At 61.2% G+C, this 14,387-nt stretch carries 13 protein-coding genes and 1 pseudogene; 3 read left to right on the top strand and 11 right to left on the bottom strand.

What is annotated here, in order from left to right; translation table 11 throughout:
- Both GC1_RS06460 and dctP read right to left on the bottom strand, forming a co-directional pair.
- The gene (locus GC1_RS06460; protein ID WP_019294441.1) at positions 1 to 606 is read right to left on the bottom strand and encodes a TRAP transporter small permease; all 606 of its coding nucleotides are present in this window, start codon (positions 604 to 606) and stop codon (positions 1 to 3) included.
- A 72-nt stretch (positions 607 to 678) separates the two neighbouring features.
- Positions 679 to 1,683, bottom strand: coding sequence for a TRAP transporter substrate-binding protein DctP (dctP, locus tag GC1_RS06455; RefSeq protein ID WP_019294442.1), 1,005 nt, complete (start codon positions 1,681 to 1,683; stop codon positions 679 to 681).
- A gap of 166 nt (positions 1,684 to 1,849) precedes the next feature.
- Between dctP and GC1_RS06450 the strand changes: the two genes are divergently transcribed.
- From GC1_RS06450 to GC1_RS22795, 3 genes and pseudogenes are all read left to right on the top strand, one after another.
- The gene (locus GC1_RS06450) at positions 1,850 to 2,575 is read left to right on the top strand and encodes a maleate cis-trans isomerase family protein (protein WP_019294443.1); all 726 of its coding nucleotides are present in this window, start codon (positions 1,850 to 1,852) and stop codon (positions 2,573 to 2,575) included.
- Between the two features lie 74 nt (positions 2,576 to 2,649).
- Positions 2,650 to 3,348, top strand: coding sequence for a GntR family transcriptional regulator (locus tag GC1_RS06445; RefSeq protein WP_019294444.1), 699 nt, complete (start codon positions 2,650 to 2,652; stop codon positions 3,346 to 3,348).
- 396 nt (positions 3,349 to 3,744) lie between these two features.
- Positions 3,745 to 4,500 (top strand): annotated as a pseudogene (locus tag GC1_RS22795) (transposase); the annotation flags it as partial.
- A gap of 125 nt (positions 4,501 to 4,625) precedes the next feature.
- Here the strand turns inward: GC1_RS22795 and GC1_RS06430 are convergent.
- The 9 genes from GC1_RS06430 to GC1_RS06390 form a co-directional block, all read right to left on the bottom strand.
- On the bottom strand, positions 4,626 to 5,564 hold the full coding sequence (locus GC1_RS06430; protein WP_019294445.1) for a 3-hydroxyacyl-CoA dehydrogenase NAD-binding domain-containing protein: 939 nt from the start codon (positions 5,562 to 5,564) through the stop codon (positions 4,626 to 4,628).
- A 19-nt stretch (positions 5,565 to 5,583) separates the two neighbouring features.
- Entirely contained in the window at positions 5,584 to 6,324 is a 741-nt protein-coding gene (locus GC1_RS06425) for an SDR family NAD(P)-dependent oxidoreductase (protein WP_019294446.1), read from the bottom strand.
- Positions 6,324 to 7,742, bottom strand: coding sequence for an aminobutyraldehyde dehydrogenase (locus GC1_RS06420; RefSeq protein ID WP_019294447.1), 1,419 nt, complete (start codon positions 7,740 to 7,742; stop codon positions 6,324 to 6,326). The genes GC1_RS06425 and GC1_RS06420 overlap by 1 nt, the downstream gene beginning before the upstream one ends.
- Positions 7,743 to 7,754: 12 nt before the next feature.
- Positions 7,755 to 8,690 (bottom strand): 3-keto-5-aminohexanoate cleavage protein, encoded by a 936-nt coding sequence (locus GC1_RS06415; protein WP_019294448.1) that lies wholly within the window; start codon positions 8,688 to 8,690, stop codon positions 7,755 to 7,757.
- 10 nt (positions 8,691 to 8,700) lie between these two features.
- Entirely contained in the window at positions 8,701 to 9,501 is an 801-nt protein-coding gene (locus GC1_RS06410) for an SDR family NAD(P)-dependent oxidoreductase (RefSeq protein WP_019294449.1), read from the bottom strand.
- Complete coding sequence (betC, locus tag GC1_RS06405) at positions 9,485 to 11,026, bottom strand: choline-sulfatase (protein WP_019294450.1); 1,542 nt, start codon at positions 11,024 to 11,026, stop codon at positions 9,485 to 9,487. The genes GC1_RS06410 and betC overlap by 17 nt, the downstream gene beginning before the upstream one ends.
- Positions 11,023 to 12,162 carry an aromatic ring-hydroxylating oxygenase subunit alpha gene (locus GC1_RS06400; RefSeq protein WP_029204624.1) on the bottom strand — a complete coding sequence of 380 codons (1,140 nt, stop codon included), beginning with the start codon at positions 12,160 to 12,162 and terminating at the stop codon, positions 11,023 to 11,025. The genes betC and GC1_RS06400 overlap by 4 nt, the downstream gene beginning before the upstream one ends.
- A gap of 95 nt (positions 12,163 to 12,257) precedes the next feature.
- The gene (locus tag GC1_RS06395; protein ID WP_019294452.1) at positions 12,258 to 13,286 is read right to left on the bottom strand and encodes a GlxA family transcriptional regulator; all 1,029 of its coding nucleotides are present in this window, start codon (positions 13,284 to 13,286) and stop codon (positions 12,258 to 12,260) included.
- 179 nt (positions 13,287 to 13,465) lie between these two features.
- Complete coding sequence (locus GC1_RS06390; RefSeq protein ID WP_019294453.1) at positions 13,466 to 14,362, bottom strand: LysR family transcriptional regulator; 897 nt, start codon at positions 14,360 to 14,362, stop codon at positions 13,466 to 13,468.
- Positions 14,363 to 14,387: the final 25 nt, after the last annotated feature.

Here is a 14,387-nt window from a genome sequence, read left to right as displayed (position 1 = left end):
TCAGTCTCCGCCCTGTCCGGTCACAAGCGCGCGCGCTTCGAGAAAAAATTGCAGAACCAGGTAGAGGATCATCAGCGCAAAGCCGGAGACCATGCTGAAATCCCAGATGTATTTGGGCAGCCGCATGTAGGTGCTCTTGCGGTTCAGGGAGAGGTTGTAGGCTGCGAAATCCCAGGCAAACCAGGCGAAGACCAGAACCGTCACCAGACAGCATAGGGTGCCGAACAGGCGGACAGACAGCAGGGTCTTGCGGTTCTGCGTCAGCAGGGTCAGCACGCCGCCCTCGATATGGTCACGCTCGCGGGTGCAATAGGCCATGCCGATGAAGTAGATCCACAGGGCCAGCATCGGCGCCAGCTCCTCGATCCCTAGGAAGGGCGAGGCGATCACGTAGCGCATGAACACCTGAGCCGCCATCAAAAGCCCCAGCGCGATCATGGCGGCGAACAGGATTACCCGCATCAAGAGTGCTGCCTTGTCCTCGATGGCATAAAGCCCGCCAAGGCCGCGGTAGACCGGCGCTGCAGCGTCGCCGCCTGCCGGCATGATCGGTTCCGGGGTCAGGACATTGTCCAGACTGTCCGTATGCAGAAGCTCTTTGGTCATGCGCTCTCCTCCCTGGTCAGTGCATGAAAGGGGTCTGCGCCCGCGGGAGAGGCGGGCGCAGAGGGGGATGGATCAGTTGCTGCCAGCGGCAGCCTTGATCTGGCCCATCACTTCGGCGCCGATGATCTGCTCCATGTAGGGGTATTCCACCGCGGTCACCTGCTGGCGGTAAGCGTCCAGCTGCTCGGGCGTCAGCTCGACAACCTCGATGCCGGCCTCTGTCATCTGGGCAAACCACTTGGGGCTTTCGGCTTCGGCGTTTTCCCAGGCCCAGGTCACGGCCTCATCCGCGGCGGTGCGGATCCAGCCCTGCTGTTCTTCGCTCAGGCCATCGAACCAGCGCTTGTTGGCGGTCCAGAAAGTATGCTCGAAGTTTTCGCGGGTGAAGACGTAAGCGCTGACCACATCCTTGAACAGCAGCACTTCGGACGGCGGCGAATAGGCGCGGCCGTCGATGGCGCCGGTCTGCAGCGCTGTATGCACCTCGCTGAAGGCCATCGGGACGGGTGCAAAGCCGGTGGCCTTGTAGCGCTCGATCGCCATCGGCATGCCCGGCACCCGCATCTTGAAGCCCTGGGCCTCGTCTGGGAAATTGGTCGGCACGTCGACGCCCTTGCGCACTACGAATCCAGTGAAATCGGTTGGAATGGTTCCCAAGAGCACCATACCCAGATCGTTCATGATGCCGTCATAGACACCGTTCATCACCGAACCCGGGCCATAGATCTCGCGCCCGGTTTCCCAGTCGCTGGCGACATAGCCCAGGACAGAGACGTCCCAGCGCGGGTCCAGTTCCGAATGGTTCCAGGACATGGTCATCTGCACCGCGCCCTGCGACACCTGCTCGACAATCGAGGTCCAGTCACCCAGATCGCCGCCCGGGTGGTAGTCGACGTTCAGCTCACCGCCGGACAGCTCATCCAGCCGCGCCGAGAAACGCTCGGAGACTTGGTGAAAAATGTGCTGGGTGTCCATCACATGGCCCAGAATGATGTCTTCGGCATGCGCGGCCGGCAGCGTCGCGGCCAGCATTCCTGCGGCAGCGGCACCCGCTTTGAAAAATGTTGCGATCCCCACGAAGGTTTCCTCCCTGTTCGTGTTTCAGTCGCGGCTCGAATCGAAATATCGGCCTGATCAATTTGCTAAGCTGCATACAGCTGTTGCGTCAATACCTGATTTTTCGCAATAATTCGTCCAATTTTGATTTTGCTGCATGCATCACATCGAATTCAAGGAGAGAAAAATGTTTGATAAAGGCCGCCATCACCGAGCGAAAATCGGCTTTGTGCTGCTCGCCACCGAGCAGACAATCGAGAGGGATATGTTCCAGCTTTGCCCTGACGGGATCGGGCTGCATTTCACCCGTGCCTGGATCGAAGACAGCATCACGGCCGCCAGTCTCAGCCGCCACGCCGGGGATCTGGCTCGTGCCTCTGCGACGCTGCTGCCGGACGGCAGTCTTGATGTGATCTGCTATGGCTGCACCTCTGGAAGCCTAGTGATTGGTGAGGACCGCGTCGCCGCCGAACTGTCCAAGGGGGCGCCGAATGCCAAGCCCACCAGCCTGATCACAGCGGTGATTGCGGCATTGCGGGCGATAGCTGCAAGACGTATTGCCGTGGCAACGCCCTATCTGGAAGAGATTAACCGCCAGGAGGTCCAATACCTTGAAAACGCGGGGTTCCAGGTGACGCAGATCCAGGGGCTGCAACTCGAGAAAGACAGCGATATGGTTCGGGTCAGCCCGGAGTATCTGGCAGAATTCGCCCGGCAGGCGGACACGCCGGACAGCGACGCGCTGTTCATCAGCTGCGGCGCGCTGCGGTCGCTGGAGATCGTTGACCGGCTGGAGCAGCGTCTAGGCAAGCCGGTGATCTGCTCCAACCAGGCGATGATGTGGCACGTTCTGCGCCTGGCCGGCCTTCCGGACCGTATCGAGGGATACGGGCGGCTGCTCCGGGATCACTGAAATCGCCTCTTCTTTGCTGCAAACAGCCTTGCTAGTACTGCAGGACCCGAAGCCGCTCAGGAAAGGGAGCCGCCTTGTCTGCAGATGCCACATTACTGACACCGCCCGGTTGGGGCGACCGCAAGCCTGGTGTCGAGGACATTCAGCGCCTGATCCTCAAGCGGATCTGCTTCCTTGAATACACCCCCGGCGACCGGTTGAAGGAGGCGGAACTGGCCAAGGAGTTCGGCGTCAGTCGAACGCCGGTGCGCGATGCCATCAGCCGGATCAACCACCTCGGGCTGGTGGAAACGATCAACGGCGTCGGCAATGTGGTGATGGAGCTGCCGCCGCAGAAGATTGCGCAAGTCTACGAAATGCGGCTGCATCTGGCCGCCTTGATCGGCGCAACAACACCCGCGCAGATCGAAGAGAGCCACCAGGACCGCGCCCGGGACTTGCTGCAGCAGGCCCATCTACTCGGCGACCAAGTCGACTCCCGGCAATATGTCATCGTCAATGATCAGCTGAACACGCTGATCAGCGATCTGATCGGAAACTCGGTCCTGCGTTCCTTCTGGACCCAGGCCTATTATCAGGCCGCCAGCACCTGGCACAGGGTTGTCGACCGCGCTGGTGCTGAAGTGGCCGATGCTTTGGTTGCCGAGCTTGTGGATCTCGAAAACGCGCTGGCAGAGAATGACATCCTGGCCGTCGGATACATCCAGCGCATTCACATCGGTTATGGCTATGCCCGCATCAAGAAGTTCATGTTCAGAGAAACAGACCTTTGACTATCAAAGGCAGTTGTCCGACAAGCACATCAACCTGCCGCAGCTTTTGAACTATTTCCTCTGGCTTGTGTCGCTAGTTCGCCATTCTCAGTCCTCCGTTTTCTAAACCTTGCGGTGGACCAGTTCAGATGGGGCAATCCAGCGAAAAGACGGTTTGAGAATTCGGCATCGACGAAGCTTTGAATAACCACTCTGACTTCATTGGCTGCAACGCAGCGATGAGCGGGCCGCATCTGCGAGCAGATGCGGCGTCGGCAAACATCCGAAAAGGCAACGGCAGCAAAGTCCCGCTCAATGCTAGTCCAAGCCCGACCAGGCGAACGGCCTCTGTCCCGGAGGACAGCCATTCGCGCCCGGCGCGGTGAATTTGCGGCATCAGCCCAATTTGCTCCCTGGAAGCAACGCGGATCTCTGACCATCTGGTTTGATCCGAGGATGACCTGGACGCCGCCGCCGGCCGGCAAGCGCGGCCGCCGGTGCCAGTTCAGCGGCGCCGCGATCCAAACCTGTCTAACCCTGAAAGTACTGTTCGGGATGCCACTGAGGCAGACGGCGGGCTTCGTACAAAACCTGCTGCGGCTGGCCGGTCTGGGCTGGGCCGTGCCGGACTTCAGTACACTGTGTCGCCGCCACGAAAGTTGAACGTGGCTGTCCCGTTCCGTGGCGGCGCGGGTCCGCTGAATCTGCTGATCCCCTCTCGGGACATCACTGCGTGATACACTGCCGGGCAGCGGGTGGCCCCAAGCCGCGCATTTGGCGCAAGAAACACAGCCCCTGCCCGGCAGGCGAAGAGATTGGTTCCGTGATCGCCGACGGGGCCTATGATGCCACGAGACGATTGCCGCCCGTGGTTCCGACGCTGTTATCCCGCCCCGCAAAAATGCCACTCCCAGGAAGCCAACGAGCCCGGGCGCGGAGGCACGAAACGAAGTCCTGCGCGCATCAAAGTATCCCGGCCGCGCCATCTTGGCGGCGTGGAGCGGATTTCACCGCCCGAGCCGGGTCGAGTCAAAGATGAACTGCATCAAGCTGCTCGGCCAATCCCTGATGGCAAAAGGCTTCGAACGCCAGGTCGCCGAGCTTTAAGTTCGCATCGCCGTTCTGAACGGCTGCACCGCTCTCGGTATACCTGTCACAGGGCCCGTAGAGTAAATCCGTCCGGGGAAAGTGGGGCTGCCCTCAGACCCGGATTTGCGCAACAGCGCCGGGGCTGCAGTTCCGCAATCGGGCATGGTGAGTTAGCGGCAATTCCACATCCCGAATTTTTCCTTCCGGGTTTACTCGACCTCTTTCACGCTTGCCAAAGCCACTTGCATTTTTACAATCTTCAGGTCTCGGAGTGCTGCCAGTCTTTCCATTGACGTATCGCCATTTGCGCTGGCTAAACCCTCTGCGAGCATTTCTGATATTTCAGAGGTCAGCTTAGGCTTGCCGAGGTCATCCCACCAGCCGTTGAACGTATCAGCGAAATGATCGCAGAATGCCGGCAGCCCGCCGGATCCTGCGCCAAGGCTGAACAGGGTTGTCGGCCCCATCGCCGCCCACCGCAGACCAGGCCCTGCCGACATCGCCTTGTCGACATCGCCCACACTGGCCACGCCAGTCTGCACCAGATGGATCGCCTCGCGCCAGACTGCTGCCTGCAACCGGTTGGCGACGTGGCCGGGTACTTCCTTTTTCACCCGGATGGTGACCTTGCCGATATCCTTGTAAAACCGCACAGCTGCCGGCACTGCGTCCGGATCAGTCAGGCCGTTTCCCATCACCTCAACCAGGGGGATCAGATGCGGAGGATTGAAGGGGTGGCCCAGAATGAACCGGCCGGGGTTTTGCCAGCCGGCCTGCATCTGGCCAAGCGTCAAACCGGAGGCAGAACTTGCCACAATAGCATCCGGAGCAATTACCGGCTCGATTTCGGCAAAGAGCGCATGTTTGACCGGCAGCCGTTCGGGCACGTTTTCCTGAATGAAACCAGCGTCTTCAACCGCCTCTCGCGCTGAACGCGCAAAGGTGATCCGGTCCCGGTTTCCCCGCGCGGTCAGCCCCAGTTCGCTCATGGCCTCCCAAGCCTGATCGATGTAGGCTTGCACGGCGCCCTGAGTGCCTTCGGCAGGGTCGTAGACCGCAACCGACCGGCCAGAGGCCAGGAACAGCGCCGCCCAGCTGGCGCCGATGGTGCCGGCGCCCAGCACCGCTGTGTGTGTAATATCCGCCATCTGAACAGCTCCGCTTCGACTAAAACAACCCGGTGTTGATTGGTGATGCAGCGGTCATGCCGCCGTCTATGGTGAACAGCTGCCCGGTGGCAAATCCCGCTTCGTCCGAGGCCAGCCAGACCGCCATTGCGGCGATATCAGAAGGCTGGCCGAAACGGCGGGCAGCGTGCCGGGCCAGAGCGTCCTGACGCGCCGCCTGCGGATCCCCCGACAGGTCGAAGCCGGCCTCCAGCATGCCGGTTTCGATCCAGCCCGGGCAGATCGCATTGCAGCGCACATCGGGCCCATGGTCCACGGCGATGGAGCGTGTCAGCCCATGCACAAAGGCCTTGGATGCGTTATAAAGCGCCATCGAGGGATCCGCAGTGTTGCCTGAGATGGAGCCGATATTGATGATCGACGCCCCCTTGGACATGACCGGAATGAATGCCCGGCACATGTTGAACACGCCCCGGCAGTTCACGCCCATGACCAGCTCCCAATCGGCGTCGGTGCTGTCCGCAACGGTCTTTTCGACCTGGACACCGGCGTTGTTGACCAGAACCTCCAACCCTCCCAGATCCTCGGCAAGCTCGTTCACGGCTTTGACGTCTGTCACATCCAAGGTGAACCATGCGATATTTGCATCCAGATCATCGGGGCGTTCTCCACGCCCGCCAACCATCACCGCTGCTCCTTCCTTGCGGAAAGCCTCAGCAATTCCCCGGCCGATCCCCTGACGTCCGCCGGTGATCAGCGCTCTTTTCCCTGCAAGCCGCATCAGTGCGCCACCATCACATGCCGGACCGAGGTATAGGCATCGAGCGCATAGACGCTCATGTCGCAGCCGGTGCCGGACCCTTTCATCGCCGCCCAGGGCATCTCCGGTGTGCCGACGCCGTGGGTGTTGACCCAAGTGAAACCATAGCGCAGGCGGCTGGTCATCTCCATCGCGCGTCCGACATTGGCAGTCCAGACCGACGACGCCAGTCCGTAGCGCCCGCTGTTAGCGATGCGCAGGGCATCTTCGGCCTCGCTGAAGCGGGAGATGGAAACGACGGGTCCGAAGACCTCGCTGGTTGCGACCTCGGCATCGTTGCTGACATTGGCCAGTACCGTCGGGCTGTAGAAGAACCCATCTCCTTCCCCTGATGAGCCGCCTGCCACAACCTCACAAGCCGCGCGAGCGCGATCGACAAATCCAGCTACCCGGTCGCGCTGAGCCGCTGAGATTACCGGACCCATTTCCGTGCCTTCGGCCTTTTGCGCGCCGGTACGGATCTGGCTGACCTGAGCGCCGATTGCCGCGACCAGCTTGTCATAGATGCCATCCTGCGCCAGCACCCGGCAGGGCTGGGCGCAGTCCTGGCCCGCATTGAAGAAACTGCCGTAGCGGATGGTTTCGGCAACCGCCCCGATATCCGCATCGTCAAAGACGATCACCGGCGCCTTGCCGCCCAGCTCCAAATGCACATGGCGGATTTGATTGCCCGCCGCGCGCATCGCCGCCATGCCGGTGGCCGGGCTGCCAGTGACGGTGATGGCCTCCATCTGCGGGCTGTTGATCAGCTGATCGCCGATACCCGGCCCGGTGCCGTGGATCACATTCAGCACGCCCTTCGGCAGGACCCCGTTCAACAGCTCCGCCAGGCGCAGCGTCGATAAAGGCGTCAGCTCAGAGGGTTTCAGCACCACGGTGCAGCCCGCCGCTATCGGCGCCGCCAGTTTCCAGGCCGCCATCATCAGCGGATAATTCCAGGGCGCGATGGCGGCCACCGGACCCACCGGATCGCGGCGGATCATGCTGGTGTGGCCTGCCACATATTCCCCGGCGGCAGAACCGGTCATGGTGCGTGCCGCGCCTGCAAAGAAGCGGAACGTGTCAATGGTCAGCGGCATCTCGTCGTCGCGGGCAGAGGGCCAGGGCTTGCCGGCATTCAGGCTTTCAAGCCCGGCCAGCTCATCCTGATGTGCCTCCAGGCAGTCCGCAATTGCCAGCAGCAGGGCCGACCGCTCCGCCGGGGTGCTGCGCGAAAAGCTGTCAAATGCCTCCTCGGAGTACCACACCGCGGCCTCCACCTGTTCCGGGCTGGCTTCCCGCACTTGGGTGATCTCAGTCCCCGTGGCCGGGTCGGTGACCGGCAGCGCCGCCCCGTCACCGGCAACCAGTTCGCCGTTGATCAGCATCTTGGTCTGCATGGTCTCTCCCCCTTAGAATGCGACCTGATCGCCGCCCTTCAGGCCAAGACGCGCGCGCGCCTCTGCCGGGGTGGCAACCTTGTGGCCCAGATTTTCGATGATACTGCGGATTTTCTTGACCTGCTGCGCGCTGGACACGGCTTTTTCGCCCGGCCCGATGTACAGGCTGTCCTCCATCCCGACGCGGACATTGCCGCCCAGCAGGGCGCTTTGGGTGGTGAAGGGCATCTGGTGGCGCCCGGCCGCCAGAACCGACCATTCGTAGTCGTCGCCGAAAAGCTTGTTGGCGATGGTGTGCATGTGCATCAGGTTGTCCAGATCGGCCCCGGCACCACCCAGGATGCCAAACACCATCTGCACAAAGATCGGGCCGTCGATCCAGCCCTGGTCGCGGATCCACGCAAGGTTATACAGATGGCCCAGGTCATAGCATTCAAACTCGAACCTGGTGCCGTGGCCCTGGCCCAGTTCTTTCAGGCAATACTCGATATCCGCAAATGTGTTGCGGAAGATGAAGTCGCGGGTCATCTCCAGGAATTCCGGCTCCCACGCGTGTTTCCAGTTTGAATATTTGTCCTTCATCGGGAATATGCCGAAGTTCATCGACCCGATATTCATGCTGGCCATCTCGGGTGAGGCGCGGGTGGCGGCGCGCAGCCGTTCCTCGCGGGTCATCCCCAGCCCGCCGCCGGTGGAGACATTCATCACCGCATCTGTCGCCTGTTTGATCCGCGGCAGGAAGTCCATGAACAGATCCGGGTCCGGATCGGGCTTGCCGGTTTCCGGGTCGCGCGCATGCAGGTGGATGATCGAGGCCCCAGCCTCTGCTGCCTCGATCGAGGCGGCGGCGATCTCGCTGGGCGTGATGGGCAGATGCTCGGACATGGTCGGGGTATGTATCCCGCCGGTCGGGGCGCAGGTGATGATGACAGATTTCTGCTTGACCATGGTTGCGTCCTCAGAGCTTCATCTGCTGCACCTGGGCAGACAATCCGCCGTCCAGCACCCACAGCTGGCCCGAGGCATAACGCGCCTCGTCCGAGGCCAGCCAGTTGACCAGATTGGCGATATCCTCCGGGGTGCCATAGGTGCGCATCGGATGGACATCGCGCACTGCCTGTTGCAGCTGATCAATGGTCTTGCCGCCCCCGCCGGACCCGTCGCCGGTGAAGAAGCTTTGCAGCATCGGCGTGTCGATATAGCCGGGGCAGATGGCGTTTACACGGATGCCCTCGGGGCCGTGATCGCAGGCCATCGCCCGGGTCAACGCATGCACCGCGCCCTTGGTGGCGCAATATGCAGCCAGGCCGGGATCGGCGATGAACCCGTCATAGGAGCCGAAGTTGATGATGCTGGCGCTGCTGCCCGATTTGGCCGCGGCGCGCAGCAATGGCAGCGCGTATTTCGACGCCAGGAAGGTGCCGGTGCAGTTCACCGCAAAGCTGCGGTTCCACTCCTCCAGCGTGGTGTCCTCGATGGTCTTTTCAATCTCGATCCCGGCGGCGTTGACCAGAATGTCCAGCCTCCCGGCATCGGACGCCACCTGTTCCATCGCGGCGATGGCATCGGCCTCTTGGGTGACATCCAGTTTGACAAAGGTGCTGCCGTCCTCGTCATGCGCCGCCAATGTTCCCTGCGGGGTCAGGTCTGCCGCATAGACCCGCGCGCCTTCGCGCAGAAACCGTGCAACAATGGCGCGCCCGATCCCGCCGCGGCCGCCAGTGACCAACGCGGTTTTGCCTTCAAGTTTTCCTGTCATCTGTGTTCCCCGGGTTCAAACGGTAATGCTCAGCAGCCACGGTCCAGTCCATGTGGTTGCGCACATACTGCTGGCTGGCGTCGGAGGGCGGATTGTAATCCCAATGCTCTCCGGCGCCTGCTTCCATTGCGGCATGAAGCGCACGGCGGGACTTCTGGGTGGCGATGATGTTGCAGCGCAGCTTCTCGCTGTTCCAGCGTTCAGCGACTTCGGCGGCAAAGGTGCGCGCGGCTTGCGCATAAGCCGGATCCTGGGCCAGATTGCGGGTCTCCAGCGGGTCCTGCGCAAGGTCATAGAGTTGCGGCGGGTCCGGATCGCAGTGAATGTATTTGAGCGGTCCGCGACGGATCATGAAGACCGGGTAGGGCGTCATCTCGGCGCAATACTCTCCGATGGCCTCGTCCACGGGGTCCGTTTCTCCCTGCGCCAGCGGCAGCAGCGACCGGCCATCCACCGGCTCGCCAAGGATCGTCTCATCACCACCCGCAATTTCCACGAAAGTCGGCAGCAGGTCGAGCAAGGAGCAGGCATTGGCTGCCGTGCCGTGCGCAATGCCCGGCCCCGCCATCACCAGCGGCACCCGGGCGGAATGCTCAAAGAAGTTCATCTTGTACCACAGCCCGCGTTCGCCCAGCATGTCGCCATGGTCGGCGGTGACGATGATGATTGTGTCTTCGGCTGCACCAATGTCTTCAATGGCTTTGACGATTTCACCGACCTTGCTGTCGAAATAACTGACATTGGCCAGATAGGCGCGCCGCGCGCGGCGCACCTCCACTTCACTTAAAGGGATGATGCTGGCCTCGATCCCATCCATCACCCGGCGCGAGAATGGATCCTGATCTTCGAGCGCTGGGGTAAACTCAGGCATCGGGATCTCCACGCCGGCGTAGAGGTCCCACCATTCGGGTTTCGCGACATAAGGATCATGCGGATGAATGAAACTCGCCACCAGGCAGAAAGGAGCGGCCTCTCCCACTGCCCGTTCCCGCCCCCGGTCGATCAGCCAGCGGCGCGCGGCAAACCCGACCTCGTCATCGTAGTCGGTCTGATAGGTGGCGACAGCTACACCGCTTTCCTTGACCGTCTGCATATTGTGATACCACTTGCCGATACGCTCATCCGGGGCCTCCCAATCCGGGGTCCAGGCAAAATCGGCCGGGTAGATGTCAGTGGTCACCCGGTCCTGAAACCCGTGTTTTTGATCCGGGCCTACAAAATGCATTTTGCCGGACAGGCAGGTCCGGTACCCCAGCGCCTTCAGGTAGTGGGCAAATGTCGGGACCGAGGCGCGGAACTCGCTGGCGTTGTCATAGGCGGCAATCCGGCTGATCAGCTGTCCGGACATGAAGGCAAACCGTGACGGTGCGCACAGCGGCGAGTTGCAGTAGGCCGCATCAAACCGCATGCCGCGAGACGCCAGCGCATCGATATGCGGGGTCTTCGCCGCAGGGTGGCCATAGGCCCCGGTCCACTGCGGCGCCAGCTGGTCGGCCATGATGACAACGATGTTGGGCTGGGTCATCCCGCAGCCCCGGCATAGGCCTCCAGCACCAGCCCGTGAAAATGATGGACCGCGTGCTCCGACTTCCCTGACCCCGTGGGGTCGTTGACGATGCGCCCCTGGGTGAACGCGGGCGTATTCATGCCGCGCTGGACGCTTTCCACCAGATTGATGTCCTCGACCTGCAGCACCTCGTCCAGATAGCGGATAGCATCCAGCTCGCCCGCGTCGGGTTCCGGCGTTTCCAGGAAGAAGTCATAGGTCTCCAGCGTCCGGTCCGGCCCCACCGGAATGATGTTCAGAACAATCATGCTGGAGCGCCCTGGATAGCGCATCAGGCAAGTGGTCGGCCACAGCCACCAGACCGCATGGGTGCGCACGGTGGCATTGGAAACATCATAGGCAGTGTTCGCGGATTTCCCCGCATCCGCCATGTGGCTGGAGTAAATCCCGTGCGTGGTCACCTTGTAGGTGTCCATGTCCACCAGATCGCAGAAATCCTTGTGCGCGGTCGGGCAGTGGTAGCATTCCAGAAAATTGTCGACCACGTTCTTCCAGTTTGACTTGATATCGTAGGTCAAGCGGTGGCCGAAAGTCAGCTGGTCGATATCCGGTGCCCAATGGCGGATTTCGGTTTCCAGATTGCCGGACTGTTCTTTCAGCGACGCAGCCGTTGGATCCAGGTTGACGTAGACAAAGCCCGCGAACTCCTCGGCCTGCACCTGGTCCAGGCAGATGTCACCGGTGCCGAAATTCTCCAGATGTTCGGTTTCCGGCGCCCGCACCAGCTGGCCGTCCAGTTTGTAGACCCAGGCGTGGTAAGGGCACATGATGCGGGTAGTGCTGCCCTCACCCTTCAGCAGCTCATGCGCACGGTGCTTGCAGACGTTGTAGAAGGCGCGCAGCACACCCGCGCGGTCCCGGACCACGGCCACCGGCTGGCCCGCGATTTCCACGGCGACGTAGGAACCCGGCTCGCGCAGCTTTTCTACATGGCAGACCCATTGCCATGACTTGGCGATGATTTCCCGCTGATCAGCGGCAAACCATTCCCGCTGAACGTATGCATCCGCCTTGAGTGACTGCGAATTGCCTGCATCCGCGGAATAGCCTTCAGCGATAGATGCGAACTGTGCCTTGGTCGGTAGGTCTGTCACGGTGAACACTCCTTTGCCTGCCTCGTGAAGGCGTCAAAGATATGATCCGCGAAAAAGACACCTATTACCGCACCCTAATTGCCTTTTACTGAACCTCATTCGACATTTTGTGATACCATAGACGGGCGGTACATGGGCCAGGCCCGGAACTCAAAGGGCACCCTGCCTTCGATCCGGTCCTGCCGCGGCGGCAACCCGAAACGTTGCTTGTAGGCGCGCGCGAAATGCACATGACTGGGAAAGCCGCAGGCTTGGGCAATCTCTGAAATCGGCAGCTCGGTCTGGGTGACCAGCCCGCGCGACCGGTCCAGCCGGATATCCCGGTAGTACAGCTGCGGACTGGTTCGCACATATTCCTGGAACAGCCGGTTCAACTGGCGCTGCGACACCCCGGCCAGCCTGCACAGCTCGGGAATACTGATCAGCGTTTCCAGGTGGCGCTCCATGATCGCGATGGCTTTGCGGACCTTAGGCGGCGCCGCCAGCCCCATCGGCTCCAGCTGACCATCGGTCTGATGTGCGCCCAGCCCCCGCAAGTTCCGGTAAAACAGGTACTTCGCGCAGTCGTTTGTCAGCGCATCGCCAACGATCCCGTGCAGCAGGAACAGCGCAAACTCTCCGGTTGCCGCGCCGCCGCAGCAGGTTCCGGTGCTGCCCTCGTGAACGAACAGGTCCTCGCATACATCAACTTCGGGGTATTTCTCCCTAAGGGCGTCGATATGCTCGTAGTGAACCGTCGCGCGCTTCCCCCGCAGCAGGCCCGCCTCGGCCAGGATAAAGGCCGCGGTGTCGAGCCCGGCGGTATAGCTGCCCGCCCGCGCGTGTTTCCGGATCAGGGACAGCAGCGGCTCGCCAGCGAAAGCTTCAGGCGTCCAGCTACTGGAAACAACAACGATATCAGGCTGCATCTGTTTCGGCCGATCCAGCGGGCTGACGGCAATTTCCAGGCCATTGCTGGCCCGGCACAGCGTCCCGGCCTCGCTGGCGATTTGCCATTGAAAAAGCTGCTTTCCGGCCAGATAGTTTGCTGCCCGGAACGGGTCCAGAAACGCCATTGTCGCCGCAAGATTGAAATGCGGCGTGACCAGGATCAGAATCTCGGTGGTATCATTTCTCTTTAACATGGCCTGACCGCAGCGGTTTACGGGATGCTCGAGCACGACCTAAGGAAACCATTCCCTTTACAGAAAAACCAGTCTTCGAAGGACAGGGAAGCGGTTGCAAACCTTCCGTGTCTTTCGAAGAACAGCCCTGCCGTTTCTGAGGAAATTCTCAACAACGTCTCTTTGCCCGAACGAACAGGTCAATCGAATGTGAGCCTTGGATTTCCCGCCGAAACAACTTCCCTGCCAGCCTCTTCGCAAACCCACTTTGAAAACTTGCCTACCATTGGCCTGTCGCCGGCATTGCTGATCATTGAATAACCACGGCTAGAGCGGACTGTTTGCGGGCTTGCCGGGACGAGCCGGCCCTGTTCAAAGAACTTTCTGATGAAGGGGAGAAAGCCTATCGCAATCCCCCGGCCATAGGCCGCTGCCTCGAGGACAATATGCGGCTCCTCCAGAACCTCTCCGCGGTCTGCAAACTCGGCCGGTGCCCCAGCAGCCGCGAGCCAGTGCCGCCATGTGCTGCGATCCCTATAGTGAATGGGCGGCAGGTGCCCGTTCCAAAACGCATCGGGCAACTGCACCCCGGGGGCAGCAACCGGGACAGCTTTGGTATCAAACAGCAGTTCTGCGTCGGATGCAGGGCTATCCAGTTCGGCCCAAATGATTGAGACGTCCGCCAGACCCGCATCCGGCGGTCCGATCGTGTGGATCAGATCCACTCTCAGACCAGGATGCTGCGCTTCGAATGCGCCGATACGGGGCAGCAGCCATTGCGATGAGAGATAGGGCCCGACCGAGACCCGCAGCACTTCCTGGGCCGTCAGCTTCCCGGTGATCTCTTTGAGCTCGTTCCAGATCACTTCTGTTGCGCGTGCCAGTTCAGCACCATCCTGCGTGAGCCGGACTTCGCGCACGCGGCGTTCGAACAACCGTATTCCAAGAGCGTTTTCAAGCGCCGTAATGCGGTGGCTGACTGCCGAAGGTGTTACATTCAGGACCTGGGCCGCGCGGGAAAAGCTCAGGCTTTCAGCGGCATGATGAAAATAGACCAGGGCACCCAGGTAGGAAGGATCTTTGGCGTTGGGCAGCATGTGCGTTCCATGTGTGAGCTTGGCT

Origin of the sequence: Leisingera sp. ANG1 (assembly GCF_000203975.2) — a bacterium.
Lineage (GTDB): Bacteria > Pseudomonadota > Alphaproteobacteria > Rhodobacterales > Rhodobacteraceae > Leisingera.
This window is presented reverse-complemented; position numbering and strand designations above follow the sequence as displayed.